Origin of the sequence: Streptomyces sp. NBC_01669, from assembly GCF_026339735.1 — a bacterium.
In the GTDB taxonomy this organism is placed as follows: domain Bacteria; phylum Actinomycetota; class Actinomycetes; order Streptomycetales; family Streptomycetaceae; genus Streptomyces; species Streptomyces yanii.
Genome location: NZ_JAPEQG010000001.1, coordinates 8,257,941 through 8,277,665, shown reverse-complemented (window position 1 = coordinate 8,277,665; position 19,725 = coordinate 8,257,941). Strand labels below are relative to the sequence as shown.

At 68.7% G+C, this 19,725-nt stretch carries 15 protein-coding genes and 3 pseudogenes; 13 read left to right on the top strand and 5 right to left on the bottom strand.

The features are described from left to right. Nucleotides 1-6 precede the first annotated feature (6 nt). Nucleotides 7-1,512, bottom strand: coding sequence for an APC family permease (locus OG972_RS37005; RefSeq protein ID WP_266988965.1), 1,506 nt, complete (start codon nt 1,510-1,512; stop codon nt 7-9). A gap of 119 nt (nt 1,513-1,631) precedes the next feature. Between OG972_RS37005 and OG972_RS37000 the strand changes: the two genes are divergently transcribed. Beyond that, a complete protein-coding gene (locus OG972_RS37000; RefSeq protein WP_266988963.1) occupies nt 1,632-2,240 on the top strand; it encodes a TetR/AcrR family transcriptional regulator in 609 nt (202 codons plus the stop codon). A 114-nt stretch (nt 2,241-2,354) separates the two neighbouring features. After that, nucleotides 2,355-3,047 (top strand): annotated as a pseudogene (locus OG972_RS36995) (class I SAM-dependent methyltransferase); the annotation flags it as partial. A gap of 50 nt (nt 3,048-3,097) precedes the next feature. Here the strand turns inward: OG972_RS36995 and OG972_RS36990 are convergent. Together OG972_RS36990 and OG972_RS36985 are read right to left on the bottom strand one after the other, a co-directional pair. Beyond that, nucleotides 3,098-3,343: a hypothetical protein gene (locus OG972_RS36990; protein WP_266988961.1), complete on the bottom strand. Its 246-nt coding sequence runs from the start codon at nt 3,341-3,343 to the stop codon at nt 3,098-3,100. Beyond that, entirely contained in the window at nt 3,327-3,578 is a 252-nt protein-coding gene (locus tag OG972_RS36985) for a DUF6400 family protein (protein ID WP_266988959.1), read from the bottom strand. The genes OG972_RS36990 and OG972_RS36985 overlap by 17 nt, the downstream gene beginning before the upstream one ends. Nucleotides 3,579-4,131: 553 nt before the next feature. On the opposite strand from OG972_RS36985, the gene OG972_RS36980 reads away from it, so the two are divergent. Further along, on the top strand, nt 4,132-4,527 hold the full coding sequence (locus OG972_RS36980; protein WP_266988957.1) for a molybdopterin-binding protein: 396 nt from the start codon (nt 4,132-4,134) through the stop codon (nt 4,525-4,527). Between the two features lie 36 nt (nt 4,528-4,563). Here OG972_RS36980 and OG972_RS36975 read toward each other — a convergent pair. Together OG972_RS36975 and OG972_RS36970 are read right to left on the bottom strand one after the other, a co-directional pair. Then, nucleotides 4,564-4,961: pseudogene (locus OG972_RS36975) on the bottom strand (NAD-dependent formate dehydrogenase); the annotation flags it as partial. A 165-nt stretch (nt 4,962-5,126) separates the two neighbouring features. Continuing rightward, the gene (locus tag OG972_RS36970; RefSeq protein WP_266988955.1) at nt 5,127-5,597 is read right to left on the bottom strand and encodes a molybdopterin-dependent oxidoreductase; all 471 of its coding nucleotides are present in this window, start codon (nt 5,595-5,597) and stop codon (nt 5,127-5,129) included. A gap of 139 nt (nt 5,598-5,736) precedes the next feature. Between OG972_RS36970 and OG972_RS36965 the strand changes: the two are divergent. From OG972_RS36965 to OG972_RS36920, 10 genes and pseudogenes are all read left to right on the top strand, one after another. Then, nucleotides 5,737-6,164 (top strand): annotated as a pseudogene (locus OG972_RS36965) (TOBE domain-containing protein). Between the two features lie 8 nt (nt 6,165-6,172). Continuing rightward, nucleotides 6,173-6,994: a molybdate ABC transporter substrate-binding protein gene (gene modA, locus OG972_RS36960; RefSeq protein WP_266988953.1), complete on the top strand. Its 822-nt coding sequence runs from the start codon at nt 6,173-6,175 to the stop codon at nt 6,992-6,994. After that, entirely contained in the window at nt 6,991-7,869 is an 879-nt protein-coding gene (locus OG972_RS36955) for an ABC transporter permease (RefSeq protein ID WP_266988951.1), read from the top strand. Before modA ends, OG972_RS36955 begins: the two co-directional genes overlap by 4 nt. A gap of 109 nt (nt 7,870-7,978) precedes the next feature. Further along, the gene (locus OG972_RS36950) at nt 7,979-9,070 is read left to right on the top strand and encodes an ABC transporter ATP-binding protein (RefSeq protein WP_266988949.1); all 1,092 of its coding nucleotides are present in this window, start codon (nt 7,979-7,981) and stop codon (nt 9,068-9,070) included. Between the two features lie 491 nt (nt 9,071-9,561). Continuing rightward, on the top strand, nt 9,562-12,096 hold the full coding sequence (locus OG972_RS36945; protein WP_266988947.1) for a Pls/PosA family non-ribosomal peptide synthetase: 2,535 nt from the start codon (nt 9,562-9,564) through the stop codon (nt 12,094-12,096). Nucleotides 12,097-12,159: 63 nt separating this feature from the next. Further along, a complete protein-coding gene (locus OG972_RS36940) occupies nt 12,160-15,423 on the top strand; it encodes an amino acid adenylation domain-containing protein (protein ID WP_266988945.1) in 3,264 nt (1,087 codons plus the stop codon). 23 nt (nt 15,424-15,446) lie between these two features. Beyond that, nucleotides 15,447-16,451: a TauD/TfdA family dioxygenase gene (locus OG972_RS36935; RefSeq protein ID WP_266988943.1), complete on the top strand. Its 1,005-nt coding sequence runs from the start codon at nt 15,447-15,449 to the stop codon at nt 16,449-16,451. Further along, entirely contained in the window at nt 16,448-17,518 is a 1,071-nt protein-coding gene (sbnB, locus tag OG972_RS36930; RefSeq protein WP_266988941.1) for a 2,3-diaminopropionate biosynthesis protein SbnB, read from the top strand. The genes OG972_RS36935 and sbnB overlap by 4 nt, the downstream gene beginning before the upstream one ends. Before the next feature lie 213 nt (nt 17,519-17,731). Further along, nucleotides 17,732-18,739: a 2,3-diaminopropionate biosynthesis protein SbnA gene (gene sbnA, locus OG972_RS36925; RefSeq protein WP_266988939.1), complete on the top strand. Its 1,008-nt coding sequence runs from the start codon at nt 17,732-17,734 to the stop codon at nt 18,737-18,739. Between the two features lie 360 nt (nt 18,740-19,099). Next, nucleotides 19,100-19,723 (top strand): RNA polymerase sigma factor, encoded by a 624-nt coding sequence (locus OG972_RS36920; RefSeq protein ID WP_266988937.1) that lies wholly within the window; start codon nt 19,100-19,102, stop codon nt 19,721-19,723. The last annotated feature ends 2 nt before the right edge of the window (nt 19,724-19,725 follow it).

Genomic DNA, 19,725 nt, shown 5'->3' with positions numbered 1-19,725 from the left:
GTGGTGTCAGTCCTCGGTAAGGGTGAGCTCGGCGACGGCGCGGCGGCCCTCGCGGAAGAAGAGGCGGAAGCGGGCGCGGACGATCAGCATGGCCAGTGCGCCCACTGCGATGGAACCGACGCCGAGCAGGAAGACCCCTCCGACGCCGTGGAAGGAAGTGCTGCCGTAGGCCGGGTCGACCATGTCGTAGGCGCTGCGGGTGAAGGCCGCAAGCATCAGCAGGCCGCCCAGCAGGGGCATGACGCCCCTCAACAGCAGGTCGCGCGGGGAGTCGCGCAGCCACGTGCGGAAGTACCAGACGCAGGCCAGCGCGGTGACGCCGTAGTAGCAGGCGATGAGCAGGCCGATGGACAGGATGGCGTCACCGAGGAAGTTGTCCGACACGAGGGTGAGCAGGACAAGCAGGGCGGCTGCGGCGGCGCCGAAGAAGACCGTCCCGAAACTGGGTGTCCGATGGCGCGGGTGGATGCGGGTGAACGCATGGGGCAGGGCTCCGTGGACGCCCATGGAGAGTGCGCTGCGGGGACTGCCGACGAGGCAGGTGAGCAGGGCCGACACGGCCGAGACGCAGACGGCCAGTTGCATGAGTTTGGCGAGCGCCGTGCCGAGCACGGGCGGGGCGAGGGTCGCCAGGATGTCGGCGGCGTTGTCGGGATTGCCCAGTCCGAGCCCCTCGGTGCCGGTACCGGCGTAGCTGACCGCGGCGAATGCAGTGAACAGGTAGGTGCCCAGCAGTACGAGGGTGGAGATGAGCGCCGCCTGGCCGGGTACCCGGTCACCGTCGCGGGTCTCCTCATTGGCGGTGATCAGCGCGTCCCAGCCCCAGTAGATGAACAGGCACAGCAGTACAGCCTCGGCGAAGGGGCCGAAGCCGCCGAAGGCGAAGGGATTGAGCCAGGCGAACGAGGGCGTGGCCGCGTCGGCCCGGACGAAGGCGGCGGCGCCGAAGCCCAGCAGCGCAAGGAGTTGCAGCCCGAGGAGCACGTACTGGACCGAGGCCGCGAGCTGCAGACCCCTGTAGGCGATCGCGGTGACGGCTGCCAGCAGAAGCACGGACGTGATGGTGACGGCAGTGGTGTCGCCCGCGAGCGCGGGCAGGCCGAGCACCTCCAGCAGGTAGGTGGCGCCGACCTGGGAGAGCGCCGTCATGGCGATGAGCGTCGCGATCTGCGGGACCCAGCCGCCGGAGAGCCAGCCGACGGCGGGTCCGAACGCGCGGGTCGTCCACACGAAGGTGGTGCCGCAGTCGGGCATCACCCGGTTGAGCTCTCGGAAGGCAAAGGCTGTGAGGAGTATCGGGACGAAGCCCAGCAGCAAGGCAGCCGGGGCGAGGTGCCCGACCACCAGCGTCACGAAGCCCAGGGTGACGGAGATGCTGTAGGCGGGGGCCACGGAGGACAGGCCGAGGGCGACGGCCGCGAGGAGGCCCACGGAGCCGCCACGCAGCCCTTTGCCGATCGGGGCGGGTGGAGAGCCGGCTCTGGCCGTGGCATCGGTCGGGTTCGTCGTCACATGAGCTCCCTCGGGTCGACGTTTGTTAAACGTGGATTTAAGAGCTGTGCCGCTACTCAGTCAAGGGCTGGTCCGATATCGTTGAAGTCATATTTAGTAAGTCGATCGAGGAGGCAGGCGTGGCGGCCAAGAAGGGCAAAGGCAAAGAGGCCCGTCGGGCTGAGCTGGGCGCGGCCGTGCAGCGCGCACTGGTGGCCCGCGGACTTGAGGGCCTGCGCCTGCGCGACATTGCCGAGGAGGCCGGGGTCACGCCTGCCGCGGTGCTCTACTACGGAGACCTCGACGGGCTCGTCTACGAGACCTACCAGCAAGCCATCGATCGCTACAGTCAGCAGCGCGAACAGGCTGCGGACCGCTTCTCCGACGCTCGCGACCGGCTACGGGCCTGCATCGACAACGGAGTCGCCAGCGGCCCCGGCGACGCGCTGACCCGACTGCTGTTCGAGTACTGGCCCCGCTGCCTTCGCGACGCCAAGGCCGCCGCGCTCGACAGCGCGCTGACGGAGCGCCAGATCGCTGTCTACACCGCGATCCTGGTTCTGGGGCAGGCCCAGGGCCACTTTGCCCTCCAGGACCCGCCGCGCATGCTCGCCGCCAGCTTCGTCGCGATGGAGGACGGCTATCAGATGGAGGTGCTCGCCGGCCGCCGCACCCGCGCCGAGGTGATCGCAGCCCTGCACGCCTACGCCCGCGCCATCACCGGCCACGACCTGGCAGACAGCTCCTGACGCGCCTCGGCTGCCCGTCGAATCGCATCGAGGAGACCGACGAGTCCGTCCGCAACCGTCTCGGCGACGTTCCGGTCACCCTGCCCGGCGCCTCGCTGAACCGGCTCTGCAGCAGGTCGCCCATTCGCCGCAGCCATGCCGTGCTCGCCCGGACAGATCGTCGGTGTGGACCCGGACAGCGGGATGATTGCCGAGGCCGGACGCAGGGCCGCCGAGTCAGGAGCGGCCGGGAAGGCTCAGTGGGTTCAGGCCCGGGCCGAGGATCTTCCCGCAGGTCTCGCAACGTTCAGCGTCGCGACCTTCGGTCAGTCCTTCCACCGGATGGATCGTGACCTGGCGGCGGCAACCACCAGGGACACGCTCCAGCCCGGCGGGGCGCGGGTGCACATCTCGGACCTGAAGACGGAGACCCGAGCCGTCGACGGTCATCCCTGTCCGGCGGTGCCCTGTGCAGCGATGGACGAGCCGGTCAGGCACTACCTGGGACGGGTCCGACGAGCCGGTCAGCGGGTGCTGCCGCACGGGACTCCCGGCGATGAGGCGGCGGTGCTCACCCGGGCGGGATTCTCCGGTCCGCAGCGCCATGTCGTTCCCGATGGGCAGGCTCTGGAACGCACCTGTGACGATGTCGTCGCGTGGGTGTTCTCGATGTCGTCCCCGGCTCCGCACCTTTTCAGCACGCATCGTGACGCTTTCGAGGCAGACGTGCGTCGACTGCTGCGGGAGCTCTCCCCGTCGGGCCGGTTCTCCGAACTCCGTCCGAGCACCGAGGTCTTCGTCCGGTGGAAAGGCCCCGCCGAGCAGTGATCAAGCAGCCGGTGGCACGAGCTGCGACTTCCCGCTCGGCCCGCCGTCCGTCAGAAACCGGGGGTGCTGTCGTCGCGGCAGGTGACGCCAGGCCGCGTGTTCACTGACCACATGTGCGTGCACTGCGGACACTGAAGGTGAACGACCGGTCCCTTGGTGGATATCAAGTAGCGCCAGTGATCAGCGCAGTTACGGCGGTCTGCGCAGGTCCCACAGTGGCGGGCGTCGTCGCAGACGGGGCAGGCCATCCAGGCACGGCGGGCGACGTCCGCCTGTGGGTCAATGGGCAGCCTCACGGCCCGGCTCCCTTCCTGGCAGGACACCGGCCGCCACCAGCAGGTCGTAGGTGCGCTGCTGCTCGGCGTCCAGGCCCGAGTAGAGGAGTGCGTACGCCTCGTCCTCGCCCTGGAGAACGGCGACCGGGTCCCAGTCGGACCCGAGTGCGGCCACGACCTCGGCCCGTCGCCGGGCTTCCTCGAAAGTCAGATCGATCGTGAAGGGTATGAGATCGGTGGGATCTTCCTTGTTCATGGCGAAACTTCCGATGCGCTGGTGGAATCCCACATGTACCAGGCGACCACAGCAACGGGGAAGGGTGACCTAAGTTGCCCTGGGGGCGACGAAGCGCCCGCCCCATCGGCGAGGAACCCTCGGATCGGCTGACAGGGGTGGGGCGTTGCCGGCGCCAGAGCCCTGACGACGGACACGGTCCGGGTACGGCACTGTGACGTACTTCATGACCTGCCTCGCGGAATGGACTGCGGCTCGGCCCTGGAGAGGTGTGGCCGGCGGGCCGGGTCCGCCGGGGTGCTGTCGCGTCATGGCCCGGCGGTCAAGGCCCTCGGCACGGCGCCCGGCCGCGCACCGAGTGCGGAGTCCGGGACCGGCGCCTGCCCCACCCGCCGACAACCCTCCCCAAGGCAGCCCTGCGTACGGCGCCACCCGGCAAAGCCCTACTAGACTTTCACGACCGCATTCCCGCCGGGGCCGGACGCCGCAGCCCACTCAAGTGGTGCGGCGTATGCCAACACCACTACGGCTAAGAGCTTGCATATGCAAGGAATATGTAACTATCTTGGCGCGTATGCAATCCTACACAATCGGGCAGGCGGCCCGCCTGTTGGGCGTGAGCCCGGATACCGCGCGGCGGTGGGCGGATGCCGGCCGGGTGGCCACGCATCGTGACAAGGGCGGACGCCGGCTCATCGACGGCAGAGATCTGGCCGCCTTCTCGATCGAGGTCGCCAGGACCGGTGGTGGCGAGGAGGATGCCCCGTACACCTCTGTCCGCAACGCCTTTCCGGGCATCGTCACCGCCGTCAAGCTCGGCGATGTCGCGGCCCAGGTGGAGATCCAGGCCGGGCCGCACCGGCTGGTCTCGCTGCTGACCCGGGAGGCCGTGGAGGAACTGGGCCTGGAGGTCGGCGTGGAGGCCACCGCCCGCGTGAAGTCGACCAGCGTGCACATCGACCGCACCTGAGCGGACACGTACAGACGGTGGCCGGGGGCACGCCTTCACCGAGGAGGAGCGCGCCCCCGCACCGGCCAACGCCCCGCCGTCGGCGATCAGGTGCTCGTCCACTCCTCGCGGACCGCAGTGCCGTCCAGCCAGGACTCCAGGATCTGGCGGGTGTCCGTCGCGTACCGGGCCTGCGCGAAGAGCGAGGAGCCGGAGGTGCGGGGTCATGCCGTGGTGCGGCATCGTGCGCAGGGATGGTCGGGCGGTGCGGGCGGCGGACGAAAGGCCGGCACCGGCTCCCGCTCGACCTCCTCGGGCAGGCGGTGCCGGACCGTGCAGTGCAGCTTCACGTCGAACGGCGCGGGGCGGCGCAGCACCGCGAGGCCGATGCGTCCGGCGGCGACGGTGCCGACGCGCATACCCTCCAGGTCGTACGACCGGGCCACGCGGTCCGCGTCGCCCCGCGGGACGCCACCGGCGTGCGCTTCACAGAGCTTCCGCCGACCCGCGACCGGGTGTCGCCGGCCCTGGATGCGGTGGGCGTGGTGGCTGCGCGTCAGCCGAGGGCGAGCAGCCCCTCATGGAACTGTCGAAGCCCCACCGGGTTCGCCTCGCCGGTGTCACGTCCACGCCGTGTAGCCGCCGTCCACGCGTATCGCGCTGATGCCGCTGATGTGCCGGGCGCCGCAGCGGTCCTGCGGCAGCACGAGCTGCGGGCCGGCCCCGTCGAGCGGGGTGTCGTCGATGCTGGCCGCAAGCAGGACGGACGCACGGCCGAAGTCGGGGTCGATCTCCGCCCAGGACAGGACGGCGTGGTGGCCGTCCGCGCCCGTCACGGCGATCAGGAAGCGCAGGCGGTCCTTGCGCCGGGTGGAGTCGAAGGCGGGGCCGGCGTCGGACAGGACATCGTGCAGCAGCGGTCCTGCGAAGCAATGGCGCTGGATTCCGCTGGTGGCGCACTCAAAGCTCACCTGCACCCGGTGCTGGGGCCAGGCGAGCAGGTCGGGCACCGACAGCCGGGCCGGCCGCGCGAGGTCGCCGATCAGGGCTACCTCTGCCACCGGATCGGCGGCCGTAAGGGAATGACTCACGGGCTACCACCTCCCGGATGTCGATACCCGGACAGCGGCCCCGTATAAACGCACATGCCCACCATCACCCATTGACAGTCCAGCTCATGCGATGCCACAGAAGACTTCCACCTCGTATCTGCGGCAGTATGATCTGCACATGCACGCCTACCGGATCGAGGAAGCAGCCGGCTTGCCGGGTGTCAGCGCCGACACACTGCGGCGCCGGGCCGACGGCGGACAACTGCATGCCGAGCGTGACGAGCTGGGCCACCGGATGATCCCGGGCCGGAACCGGCTTCCTTCGCCCGGGAGTTGCATCGCACCGGGCGGACGAACAGCGGATCCTCGGCGCGCCACCGCCTCGCCGGGATCCTCACCGACGTGATCCTCGGAGATGTGTCGGCGCGGGTGGAGATCCAGCCCGGGCCGTTCCGGGTGGTGTCCGTCCTCAGCCGGGACCCGGCTGAGGAACTGACGTCGGAGCCCGGTGTTCCGGCGGTTGCCGTGATCAAGTCGACCCACGTGGTCGTCGAGAGGCCGTGGAAGAGTCCGACGGACTCTTCCGGAAGAAACCAGAGGGAGTAGACCCCGTGATGACCCGTTCCGCACGCCGGACCCGCCGGACCCTGCAGGTGGCCGGCGCAGGCGCCGCTGCGCTGCTGGCACTGAGCGCCTGCTCCTCGTCCGACAACTCCTCGGCCAAGCCGGACTCCTCGGCGTCCACGGGCTCGTCGAAGAAGCTGTCCGGCACGGTGACCGTCTTCGCTGCCGCCTCGCTCAAGGAGAGCTTCACGACCCTGGGCAGGGAGTTCGAGAAGGCCCACCCGGGTACGAAGGTCACCTTCAACTTCGGAGGCAGTGACACCCTCGCCGCCAGCATCACCGGTGGCGCCCCGGCCGACGTCTTCGCCGCCGCCAGCCCCAAGACGATGGCGATCGTCACCGACGGGAACGCAGTCGGTACGCCGACCACCTTTGTGCGCAACCAGCTGGAGATCGCGACCCTGCCGGGCAACCCCGACAAGATCTCCTCCCTCAAGGACCTCACCAAGTCCGGCCTGAAGGTCGTGCTGTGCGACAAGACGGTGCCGTGCGGGGCTGCCGCGCAGAAGGCGCTGGACGCCAGCAAGCTCAAGCTCACCCCGGTCTCGTACGAACAGGACGTCAAGAGCGCCCTGACCAAGGTGGAGCTGAAGGAGGCCGACGCCGCCGTGGTCTACAAGACCGATGTGAAGTCGGCGGGTGACAAGGTGGAGGGCGTGGAGTTCCCCGAGTCCGCCGAGGCCGTCAACGACTACCCGATCACGCTGCTCAAGGACGCGCCCAACGCCGAAGCGGCGAAGGCGTTCATCGCTCTGGTTCAGTCTCCCGAGGGCCAGAAGGTCCTGACGGCGGCCGGGTTCCTCAAGCCGTGACCGAACTGGACAAGTCCGGCGCCGCGGACGAGATCCTCGTGGGTGGCGACGCCCGCGAGGGTCGGCCGCGGCGCCGGCGTGTACGGGCGGACGCCCGGGGCCGGGCGCCTCTGCCTCTTCTGCTGCCGGCCCTGGTAGGCCTGGCTTTTCTGTTGCTGCCGCTGATCGCCCTTCTCGTACGGGCTCCCTGGCGCAGCCTGCCGGACCAGCTGACCAGCCCGGAGGTGTGGCAAGCCCTTCAGCTGTCCCTGGTGTGCGCGACCGCGGCCACCGCGGTGAGTCTGGTGCTGGGCGTGCCGCTGGCCTGGCTTCTCGCGCGCACCGACTTCCCGGGGCGGGGTTTCGTACGGGCCCTGGTGACGCTGCCGCTCGTCCTGCCGCCGGTCGTGGGTGGTGTGGCACTGCTGCTGGCGCTGGGGCGCAACGGTGTCGTGGGGCAGTGGCTGGACTCGGCCTTCGGGATCACGCTGCCGTTCACGACGGCGGGAGTGGTTGTCGCGGAGGCATTCGTGGCGATGCCGTTCCTCGTCATCAGCGTGGAGGGCACGCTACGGGCGGCCGATCCCCGGTACGAGGAGGCCGCCACCACGCTGGGCGCCTCCCGCTTCACCGCGTTCCGCCGGGTCACCCTGCCGCTGATCGCGCCGGGCATCGCAGCGGGTTCCGTGCTGGCGTGGGCCCGCGCGCTCGGCGAGTTCGGCGCGACGATCACCTTCGCGGGCAACTTTCCCGGCCGTACGCAGACCATGCCGCTGGCCGTCTACCTCGCCCTCCAGAACGACCCGGCCGCCGCCATCGCGCTGAGCCTGGTCCTGCTCGCCGTGTCGATCGCGGTCCTGGCCGGACTGCGGGACCGTTGGATGACGGCCTCATGACCCGAACCGCCCGTGAGCCACTCGCAGTCCGCCCCGGATCGCCGAGGCGCCGGACCGCCGGCGCTTCCGTTCCCGTTCCCCCACCGCGCAACCGCTGGACGAACCCCTCATGACGGACATCGACGACGCCACGGGCAGCCTCCCCACCACGGACGCAGCCGCCGCGGGCCTGGACGCCCATCTGGTCGTCAACCGCGGCGCCTTCCACCTCGACGTGGCGCTGGCGGCCGCGCCCGGCGACGTCGTGGCGCTCCTCGGGCCCAACGGCGCGGGCAAGACCACCGCCCTGCGCGCGCTCGCAGGTCTCACCCCATTCACCGGCGGTCATCTGCGCCTCGACGGCGTCGCGCTGGACCGTACGCCGCCCGAGTCCCGTCCGGTCGGCGTCGTCTTCCAGGACTACCTGCTCTTCCCGCACCTCTCCGCCCTCGACAACATCGCATTCGGCCCCCGCTGCCAGGGCGCGCCCAAGGCCGAGGCACGCGCGCAGGCCGCCGAGTGGCTGGACCGCATGGGCCTCGCCGACCACGCCGGCGCCAAACCCCGCCGACTCTCCGGCGGCCAGGCCCAGCGCGTCGCCCTCGCCCGCGCTCTGGCCACCCACCCCCGCCTGCTGCTGCTCGACGAACCGCTGGCCGCGCTCGACGCCCGCACCCGCCTCGATGTACGCGCCCAACTCCGCCGCCACCTCGCCGACTTCGAGGCGGTCGCCGTGCTGGTCACGCACGATCCGCTGGACGCCATGGTGCTGGCCGACCGGCTGGTCGTCATCGAGCACGGCCGGGTCGTCCAGGAGGGCACCCCTTCCGACATCGCCCGCCATCCGCGTACCGACTACATCGCCCAACTGGTCGGCCTGAACCTCTACAAGGGGCTGGCCGAGGGGCACACCGTACAGCTCGACTCCGGCCCGGCGATCACCACCACCGAGGATCTCGCCGGCCCCGCCTTCGTCGCGTTCCCGCCCGGCGCGGTCACCCTCCATCGCGACCGGCCCACCGGCTCCAGCGCCCGAAACCTGTGGCACTGCGAGGTCACCGGGCTCGAAACGCACGGCGACCAGATCCGCGCGGACCTCACCGGCGAGCTCCCCCTCGCTGCCGACCTGACCACGGTCGCCGCAGCCGAACTCGACCTCCATCCGGGAGCCACGGTCTGGGCCACGGTCAAGGCCGCACAGACGCACGCATACCCAGCCTGACGCAGCGCTCGCCCCAGCCGAGGCCGGAAGCCCCGAACGCCGGGTATTCAGGGCCCGGCACATCCGTGACTTTCGGGCAGCCCCGACCTGCCAGGCACTCCATTGCCCGCCACCGGCGCCGCCCCGTCCCGGATCAGGCCCACGCCACTCGTATGCAGTAGGGCGAGAACCGTGTGCAGCTCATCGCCGTCGTATGGGGCCGGATCGTGCATGAGGAATGAAATTCGGCGGCGAGCGCTCCATTCTCCCGACGCCAGACCTCCGGCGGCGAGAACCCCCGGGCGTCGCCGAGAGCTGCAGCCACGCCGACGTGATCGAATTCGAGTGGCAGCCCGACGGTGAGCAGCAGAGACTGGGCAACGGTTGAGGAACTGGACAACAGATCCCGACCTCGGAATTCCGGATTGCTCGCTCCGGCCATCGAAAAGAGCGTGTGTCAGGGCGCCGACCACTATGGCCGATGGCGCTCGAATGTTCCTCAAGGAGCTCGCATGGAGGAAAAATCCGTCGACGTCTTGACGCCCGGGCCGGATGAATCTGCGATCGACGAGCGCAGATACACCGGCCCGAGTATCGGAATCGAGAGAAACCTCGCCGAAGTGCTGGCTGACGTCATGGGCGTCGAGCGGGTGTCGGTCGACAGCCACTTCTTCGATGACCTCGGCGCCAATTCGTTGGTGATGGCCCAATTCTGCGCACGGGTCAGGAAGCGGACGGACCTCCCCTCGGCGTCGATGAAGGATATCTACCGGCACCCCACGATCCGAAGCCTGACGACCGGGCTCGCGAACGCCGTAACCACCCCTGCCGAACCGTCGGTCCCAGTGTCGACCGAGGTGGTGCCCCCGGCCGGCACGGTGCGATACGCCCTCTGCGGAACGCTGCAGTTCCTGCTTTTCCTGGGATATTCCTTCCTTGCCGGACTTGTTGCCGACCGAGGCTATGCATGGGTCTCCGCCGGCTCGGATGTGATCGGCATCTATCTGCGGTCGTTCGTCTTCGGCGGCGTCGGCTTCGTCGGCCTCTGCACCTTCCCGATCGTGGCCAAATGGCTCCTCATCGGCCGGTGGAAATCGCGCGAGTTCCCGGTCTGGGGTCTGACGTATCTGCGTTTCTGGACCGTCAAGGTACTGATCCACGCCAACCCGATGATTTTCTTCGTCGGCAATCCCCTGTACGTGCTGTACCTGCGAGCCCTGGGCGCACGGATCGGCAAGGGGGTCACGATCCTCTCCCGCAACGTTCCGGTCTGCACCGACCTGCTCACGATCGGCGCCGGCACAGTGATCCGCAAGGACTCGTTCTTCCTCTGCTACCGGGCACACGCCGGCCGTATCCAGACCGGCCGGGTCACCCTCGGCCGGGACGTGTTCATCGGCGAGAAGACCGTGCTCGACATCGACACGTCGATGGGCGACGGGGCGCAACTCGGCCACACGTCCACGCTGTACAGCGGCCAGGAGGTCCCGGACGGCCGCCGCTGGCACGGATCACCGGCACAGCTCACCGAGCACGACTACCTGAGGATCGGGCCGGCCAAGTGCGGCACGCTGCGTCGGGCCGGCTTCGGTCTCATCACCGTGCTTCAGCTGTTCTTCCTCTACGTGCCGCTGGCTGTCGGTGGCGCGTACATGCTGGTGGCCATCGTTCCGGCGCTGCACAACCGGCTGGGCCCGGGTGCTGTGGGGCTCACCTCGCCGGATCTCTACATCGACGCGCTGATCCTTTCCTTCGTGCTGTTCTTCGGCTTCGTCGTCGTGGGCCTTGTCGTCCTGTTCACCGTTCCGCGCCTGCTGAACCTGGCCGTCAAACCGGACAAGGTCTATCCGCTGTACGGATTTCACTACTCGATACACCGGGCGATCGGGCGCATGACCAACATAAAGTTCTTCACCTGGCTGTTCGGTGACAGCTCCTACATCGTCCCCTACCTGCGCGGCCTCGGATACGACTTGTCCCGGGTCGAGCAGACCGGGTCGAACTTCGGCACGGAAGTGCAACACGAATCCCCGTATCTGTGCTCTGTCGGCAGTGGAACGATGGTCGCTGACGGGCTCTCCATCATCAACGCCGACTTCTCGAGCACGTCCTTCCGGGTGTCCCGGGCCTCGATCGGGGCACACAACTTCCTCGGGAACAACATCGCCTATCCCTCAGGGGCCAAGACGGGCGAGAACTGCCTCCTCGCGACGAAGGTGATGATTCCGCTCGACGGCGAGGTGCGGGAGGGGGTCGGCCTGCTCGGCTCGCCGTGCTTCGAGATTCCCCGGTCGGTCGAGCGCGACTCCCGGTTCGACCATCTCCGGACCGGTGACGAGTTGCGCCGCAACCTCGCCGCAAAGAACCGCTACAACATCCGCTCGATGATCCTCTTCCTGCTCGTGCGGTGGCTGCATTTCTTCGTGCTCACGATGCTCGGCCTGGCGAACGTCGATCTGTACGATTCCTACGGGCATGTACTGATCGCCGCGTTCATGGTGTTCAGCCTTGGGTTCACCGCTGTCTACTTCGTACTGGTGGAGCGCGGCATCGCGGCATTCCGCGCGCTGCGACCGCAGTTGTGTTCCATCTACGACCCGTACTTCTGGTGGCACGAGCGCCTCTGGAAGGTGCCTGACAAGTACCTCAACGTCTTCAACGGCACCCCTTTCAAGAACGTGATCTGGCGGATGCTGGGGGTTCGGCTCGGCAGCAAGGTCTTTGATGACGGCTGCTATCTGACGGAGCGGACGCTCACCACCATCGGGAGCGACTGCACGCTCAATGCGGGAAGCAAGATCCAGTGCCACTCGCAGGAGGACGGCACCTTCAAGTCCGATCGCAGCACCATCGGCGCCGGCTGCACCCTCGGTGTGGGAGCCCACATCCACTACGGCGTGACGATGGGCGACGGCGCGGTGCTCGCCCCGGACTCCTTTCTCATGAAGGGCGAGGAAGTCCCACAGCACGCACGCTGGGGAGGAAATCCCGCCACGGAGATGCGAGATGCCCCTTATCAACCCGAGGCACTGACGCTGAAGGCGTAGCAGCGCCGCCCTTGTCGGCGCCGAACAGCACGGTGGCGACGGTGAATGGAGAGGGACGACCAGATGGGAATGCACGTACAGGCCGACCGGGAGTTCTGGCGCGCTGTGCTCGTCGCCGGTGAATTCACCGCAATACCGCGGTGGACGCTCAATCCGATGACGGGCGTCGGCGAACACGAGGCGACGGTCCCGGACGACGTCGTGGCAGCGTTGGGCCGGCTGGCCGAGAACCTGACGATGCCACTCGACTCTGTACTGCTGGCCGCGCACGCCAAGGTGCTCGCCGCGCTGTCCGGCGAGCACGAGGTCGCGACCGGTTACGTCACGGCGGAAGGCAGCCGGCCGCTGCCCTGCCTGCTGACGACCGAACCCCACTCGTGGCGGACGCTGCTGCTGGACACCCATCGAGTCACGTCAGATCTGCCGGCGCACAAGGACTTTCCGGTCGATGAGCTCAGGCGCGAACTGGGCCTGGCCGAACCGTCGATGGAGACCGTGTTCGATCCGCACGGCTCGGGCGGCGAACTCGCCGATGACACCGTGCTGTGGGTGGGATTTTCGCAACGCCGCGGTCGGCTCGTGCTGCGGCTGCGGTACCGGACCGACGCGCTCGACGCGGACTGCGCCGTCAGGATCGCCGGATACCACCTCACCGCGCTCGCGCTGATCGCCGCCGATCCGGACGCCGAGCACGGGCGGCAGAGCCTGCTCTCCGCCGAGGAACTCCGCTTCCAGCTCGAGGGGCTCGCCGGTCCGCGCCGGGAGCTCCCGGACCGCCGGTTCCACGAGTTGTTCGAGCAGCGGGTGGCGGCACACCCGGACGCCGTCGCGGCGACCCACGGAGAGCGGCAGCTGACGTATCAGGAACTGAACGCGCGTGCCAACCGGTTGGGACGGGCCCTGCTGGAGCGGGGGCTTCGCCCCGAGGGTGTCGTCGCGGTGGTGACCGAGCGCAACCTGGACTGGATGGCCGCCGTGCTCGCGGTCTTCAAGGCCGGCGGCGTGTACCTGCCCATCGAGCCGCATTTCCCGGCCGATCGCCTCGCAACCATGCTCTCCCGTGCCGCATGCGAGCTCGTGCTGACCGAACCCGGCAGCACTTCCACGCTCGACCAGGCCCTCGAATCGCTGTCCGGGGTCCAGAAGCTCTTCGTCGGCGCAGCCTACGAGGAGGACCATGCCGACGACGATCTGGGCCTCCACGTCGCACCGGACCAGCTCGCCTACATCTATTTCACCTCGGGGTCCACCGGGGAGCCCAAGGGCGCGATGTGCGAGCACGCGGGCATGCTCAACCACCTCTACGCCAAGATCGACGACCTGGGGATCAGCGAGGGACAGGTGGTCGCCCAGACCGCACCCCAGTGCTTCGACATCTCGCTGTGGCAACTGGTGTCCGGGCTCCTGATCGGGGCGCGGACCCTGCTGGTGGAGCAGGAGGTGATCCTGGACGTCCAGCGGTTCGTCGACAAGATCGTTGACGACCGGGTCGCCGTCCTCCAGGTCGTACCCTCCTACCTGGACGTCGTCGTGTCGTGCCTGACGCAGCACCCGCGCGAGCTGCCGGACCTGCGGTGCGTGTCGGTCACCGGCGAGGCGCTGAAGAAGGAGCTCACGCAGCGCTGGTTCGCCGCCCAGCCCGGAATCAAACTGGTCAACGCCTACGGACTGACCGAGACGTCGGACGACACCAACCACGAGGTCATGGACCGCGCGCCCGACGGGGACCGGGTCCCGCTGGGTCCCGCGGTCAACAACGTGCACGTCTATGTCGTCGACGAGCACCTGACCCCGGTGCCGCTCGGCGCCCCCGGTCTGATCGTCTTCTCCGGCGTCTGCGTCGGCCGCGGATACGTCAACGACCCCGAGCGCACCCGGCAGGCCTACCTGACCGATCCGCACCGTCCGGGCGCCCGGCTCTACCGGGGCGGCGACTACGGCCGCTGGCAGCCCGAGGGCAAGCTGGAGTTCCTCGGCCGCCGGGACACCCAGGTAAAGATTCGTGGCTTCCGGATCGAGATCGGCGAGATCGAGAACACCCTGTTGCGGGTGCCCGGTGTACGCGACGGAGCAGTGGTGGTCACCGAGCGGGCCGACCAGAGCAAGCACCTGGTGGCGTTCTACTCCGGTCGGCGGCCACTCGAGGAAGACGTCCTGCTGGACAGGCTCGGTGAGTCGCTGCCCGATTACATGGTCCCGTCGGCCTTCCACTGGCGGGAAAGTCTGCCCCTGACGGCCAACAGCAAGATCGACAGGAAGACTTTGCAGGCACTCGCCGGAGAACTCGGCCTCGTCCAGGACGAGTACCGCGCGCCGAATACGCCGACCGAACAGCAGCTGGCGGCCGCATGGGCCAAGGTGCTCGGCATCCCCCAGAACCAGATCGGACGGCGGGACCACTTCTTCGACCGGGGCGGCACGTCACTGTCGGCAGTGAAGCTGGCGATCACCCTGGACCGTGCGGTGTCCCTCAAGGACGTCACCCGTCACCCGATCCTGGCCGATCTGGCCGGGCTGGTCGACGGCAGGTCCGAGCTGTGCTCCGGGCGCTCCGGGCTGCTTCAGCCACTGTCGGAATCGGACGGTACGCAGGCTGCTGCCCTGGTGTGCTTCCCCTACGCCGGCGGCAACGCGGTGAACTTCCAGCCGATGGCCGGGGCGCTGCCGAGCGGCAGGCCGGCGGTCTACGCGGTCGAGCTGCCCGGTCACGACGTGGCCGCCGGGAGCGAGCCGTTCGCGCCGATGGCACAGGTGGTCGAGCAGGTCGTCGTCGAGATCATCCGGCGTGGCCTGACCAGGGTCCTGCTCTGGGGCCACTCCTCGGGCGCCGCGTTGGCCGTGGAGACGGCCAGGAAGCTGCAGGAGCGCGGGGTGGACGTCCAGCGGGTGTTCCTCGGCGCGCAGCTGCTCGGCAACGCCGCCGACCGGCGCGCCGGCATCACCGAGCTGACCCGGCGCAGCGACGCCGAGATCACCGGCATGCTGAGCGCGGACGGCGGGTACCCCGAGCTCGGTGAGCTGGATGCACAGCACGCCGAGCACATCGGTGCCGCCTACCGGCACGACTGCCTGTCCGCACACCGCTATTTCGCCGACGCCCTGGACAGCCCGCCGACGCTGAAGCTGACCGCGCCGGTCACCGTGGTCGTTGCCGCCGACGACCCGAGCACGGCGGAGTACTCGCGTCGCCATCGCGACTGGCAGCTCCTCGCCGAGCAGGTCGACCTGCACGAACTCACCGACGGCGGCCACTACTTCCTGCGTACCCGTCCTACCGAAGCGGCACAGGCCGTGCTGCGCGGCGCCGAACTGTTCGCTTCTTCCTGACCGGCAACTGAAAGGAAACCGAGATGTCTTCCATATCCACGGTGTCGCCGCTCGACGTCGAACTCGAAACCGGCAAACCTCCTCTCCTCCGGGCCGGGGCCACCGGCGACGCGCTGAGCTGGGCGGCCGAGCACCGGGACGCGCTGCGCGCTGTCGTCGCCGAGCACGGTTCGGTCCTGGTCCGCGGCCTCGGGCTGCGCGACGTGGACGGGACCGGCGCCGTCTTCTCGGGACTGGCCACCGGTCTGATGACCGAGAAGGAGGTCTTCGCGCCCCGACGGACCTACTCCGACGGCGTGTACTCCTCATCGAAGTGGCCGCCAAACCAGCCGATGTGCATGCACCACGAACTGAGCTACACGCTTGAGTTCCCCAGCCTGATGATGTTCGCCTGTCTCGGCGCGCCCACCACCGGCGGGGCAACCGCGGTGGCCGACTCACCGACCGTGCTCGACGCGCTGCCCGCCGACCTGACCGAGCGGTTCGAGCGGGAGGGCTGGCTGCTCACCCGCAGCTACAACGACGAGATCGGGGCGTCCGTCGCCGAGGCGTTCGGCACCGCGGACCGTGGCGCCGTCGAGAGCTACTGCCGTGCCAACGCGATCACGTTCGAGTGGCAGCCCGACGGCGGACTGCGCACCAGACAGCGCCGCAGCGCCGTGGTGCGTCACCCGGTCACCGGCCGACGTTGCTGGTTCAACCAGATCGCGTTCCTCAACGAGTGGACGATGGCCCCCGAGGTGCGCGAGTACCTGGTCGACGTCTACGGCGCCGACGGGCTGCCGTTCAACACCCGCTTCGGCAACGGCGACCCGATCGGCGAGGACGTCGTGCAACTGCTCAACAGCGTCTACGAGGCCAACACCGCACGCGAGCCGTGGCAGACCGGCGACCTGATGCTCGTCGACAATGTCCGGACCGCGCACAGCAGGGAGCCCTTCGAAGGGCCGCGCGAGGTGCTCGTCGCCATGGCCGACCCGGTGCGTCTGGCCGACTGCTCGCCGACCGTCGAGGTGACCGCGGGATGACCACCATCGGTTCCACCGCTACGAAGTCCGCAAGGTCCGCTCCGGTCACCGTGCCCCCGTTCGCCGTGATCTCCGGTGCCCAGGTCCAGCGCGCACTGCACGGGCGCGAGAAACAGCTCGTGGAGTTGGTCGAGGCCACCTACCGGGTGCACGGCGCCGGTGATTCGGTGAACCCGCCGTCGTACTTCCTGCGCTTCCCCGACCGCCCGTCCTCACGGATCATCGCGCTGCCCGCCTCGATCGGCGGCGAGGTGGGGGTGGACGGCCTGAAGTGGATCTCCAGCTTTCCGGAGAACGTGACGGCCGGCATTCCGAGGGCCTCCGCCGTGCTGATCCTCAACGACCATGACACCGGCTACCCGTTCGCCTGCCTGGAGAGCTCGATCATCAGCGCCACCAGGACGGCCGCGTCGGCGGCGTCGGCGGCCGACTGGCTCAGCCGCGACCGGCCGCGACCGACGCGTGTCGGGTTCGTCGGGGTGGGCCTGATCGCCCGTTACATCCACACCTTCCTGGCCGGCACCGGCTGGTCGTTCGACGAGATCGGTGTGCACGACCTGTCCGCCGACAGCGCGGCAGGCTTCCGGTGCTACCTGGAGCAGTCGGGGACCACCGGCCGGATCACCGTGCACGACAGCGCCGAGCAGTTGATCCGACACAGCGACCTGGTGGTCTTCGCCACCGTCGCCGGCCGGCCGCATGTCGGCGACCTGTCATGGTTCGCACACCATCCGCTGGTGCTGCACGTGTCGCTGCGCGACCTCGCGCCGGAGATCCTGCTCGCCTCGGCCAACATCGTCGATGACATCGAGCACTGTCTGAAAGCCGACACCTCGCCGCATCTGGCCGAGCAGCTCACCGGCAACCGGGACTTCCTGCACGGCACGTTGGACGACGTGATGGCCGGGCGCGTGACGGTGCCGGCGGACCGGCCGGTGGTGTTCTCGCCCTTCGGCCTCGGGGTGCTCGACCTCGCGGTGGGCAAAGACGTCTACGACGAAGTGGTCCGCCGCGGAGAGTTGCACGTCGTCGACGACTTCTTCCACGAACTGAGCCGTTACGGATGAGTCCGCCCGGAGCCCAGGAGGCTTGTCCAGGACTCATCCCAGGAGAGATCGCCGGTCAAATCGCCGCAGGACAGGGCGTACGAGACAGCGACCGCTGACGCAGGGCCCCGTCCGGCCCGGTTGGGCACTGGCTCCCGCCCGCAAGAGCGATAAGCCCGCCCACGGTCGGATGGACGTTCCGGAAGTGCTCTGCTCCAGACAGAGGAGACCATCGTGCCCGTCGTATCCGATCCCTACGCCTTCAACGAAGAGGAGCTCTATGTCGACCTTCGGTCGATCTTCGGGCACTCGCTCTTCCTGAAGTGTGAGGGCTTCAACTTCGCCGGCTCGATCAAATTGAAGGCCGCGACCGAGATGGTGGAGAGCGCAGAGCGGGATGGAATCCTCACGCCGGAATCGATCCTGGTCGAGTCCTCGTCCGGAAACCTCGGCGTGGCGCTGAGCATGATCGCGGCAAGCAAGGGCTACCGGTTCCTGTGTGTGACGGACTCCCGCGGCAACCTGTCGACCAGGATGATGATGGAGGCGTTGGGCAGCCAGGTGCACATGATCGCCGGGCAGGAGGCCAACGGCGGCTTTCTCGGCGCGCGGATCGAGTACGTCCGTGCGCTGTGCGCCTCCGACGACCGGTACGTGTGGCTCAGTCAGTACACCAATCCGAGCAACTGGAAGGCGCACTACCGCAGGACAGCACCGGAGATCGCCCGCCAGTTCCCGCGGCTGGACGTGCTGTTCGTCGGGGCCGGCACCACAGGCACCCTGATGGGTTGCGCGCGCTACTTCCGGGAGTGGCACCGGCCGGTGCGGATCATCGCCGTGGACAGCGTCGGCTCGGTGTCCTTCGGTGGTTCGCCGGGCCGCCGGATGATTCCCGGCCTGGGGATGAGCATGCGCCCGCCACTGCTCGACGAGTCCTATGTGGATGAGGTGATACGTGTCGAGGAGGCGGACACCGTCCGTACCTGCCATCGTCTGGCCCGGCGCGGATTCCTGTTCGGCGGCTCCACCGGCACGGTGGTCAGCGGCGCAACGGACTGGTTGGCCCGGCATGACGCCCCCGATCTCACCGCGGTGGCCGTCGGCCCGGATCTCGGCGAGCGGTACCTCGACACCATTTACCAGACCAACTGGCTGCAGGATCTCTACGGCGAGGACGTGCTCGAATCCGACGAGGTGACCGCCGGTTCCTGGGTGGCCTCCCCCGCGCCACCGACACGGTGAGGCCCGGCGGCTGGACCTGCTGACCAGCGTCAATGGCAACCAGCGCCGTCAGTTCCAGGATCATGAGGCCCAGGGCCGCTCGAAATTCCGATGTCGGGAGCGCTTGGTCGAACTTCGACCAACAGCCCGGGGGGCCGGTACCGGCCAAGGGGACGTGCGGCTCCGGTGGGCTCTGCTGGGGTACGCTCGCCGCCGTCGGGCCCGAGCTCACAACCGGCTGCGGATGTGAGCGATCGACGGCACACAGGAACGGACTTTGTGGTTATTCCGCCGCGGGACCGTCCGAGGGCATGATCCCTGTGACTCACGTCTCGGGAACCCCGTGCTCAGAATCGACAGCTGATTGATGTGACGACAACTATGCGCGCGCGTATACGCGCAGGGGATCCGCAGGCCTTCGCGGAACTCTTCGACGAGTACGCGCGAACCCTCTACAACCATGCCTTTCGACTGACCGCGGACTGGGCAGCGGCCGAGGACGTGGTGTCCGCGACGTTCATGGAAGCATGGCGGGGCCATCAGCGGCTCGACGCCGACGGCGGCACCCTGCGCCCCTGGCTGCTGGGCATCGCCACCAACCTGGTCCGCGCCCAGTCTCGCAGCAACCGCCGCTTCAAGGCGGCCGCCCTCGCCGCCGCCCAAGCAGAGACTGCTGTGGCCGATCACGCCGACGAGGTCGCCGGCCGGATCGACGACCGCCGGCGCCTGGCCGCCACCGCCACCGCTCTCTCCGGGCTGCGGCGCACCGAGCGCGAAGTGCTCAGCCTGTGCCTGTGGCAGGGCCTGGACTACGCCACCACCGCCCAGGTCCTGGGCATCCCCGTCGGAACGGTCCGCTCCCGTCTCTCACGGGCCCGGACCAAGCTGCGCAAACTCGCGGATACGGAAATGCAGGCAGATTTCCGGGAACCCCGACCTGTGGATCGACAGGTAAGAGGGGACCGCAACATCGCGGCCCGGCCCGTACAGGAAGGAACCCGGTGAAC

Excerpts from the sequence above, each read along its gene's own strand:
- OG972_RS36985 (WP_266988959.1), bottom strand. The coding sequence starts at position 3,578 with ATGAACAAGGAAGATCCCACCGATCTCATACCCTTCACGATCGATCTG.
- OG972_RS36980 (WP_266988957.1), top strand. The coding sequence starts at position 4,132 with ATGCAATCCTACACAATCGGGCAGGCGGCCCGCCTGTTGGGCGTGAGC.
- modA (WP_266988953.1), top strand. The coding sequence starts at position 6,173 with ATGACCCGTTCCGCACGCCGGACCCGCCGGACCCTGCAGGTGGCCGGC.
- OG972_RS36950 (WP_266988949.1), top strand. The coding sequence starts at position 7,979 with ATGACGGACATCGACGACGCCACGGGCAGCCTCCCCACCACGGACGCA.
- OG972_RS36945 (WP_266988947.1), top strand. The coding sequence starts at position 9,562 with ATGGAGGAAAAATCCGTCGACGTCTTGACGCCCGGGCCGGATGAATCT.
- OG972_RS36940 (WP_266988945.1), top strand. The coding sequence starts at position 12,160 with ATGGGAATGCACGTACAGGCCGACCGGGAGTTCTGGCGCGCTGTGCTC.
- OG972_RS36935 (WP_266988943.1), top strand. The coding sequence starts at position 15,447 with ATGTCTTCCATATCCACGGTGTCGCCGCTCGACGTCGAACTCGAAACC.
- sbnB (WP_266988941.1), top strand. The coding sequence starts at position 16,448 with ATGACCACCATCGGTTCCACCGCTACGAAGTCCGCAAGGTCCGCTCCG.
- OG972_RS36920 (WP_266988937.1), top strand. The coding sequence starts at position 19,100 with ATGCGCGCGCGTATACGCGCAGGGGATCCGCAGGCCTTCGCGGAACTC.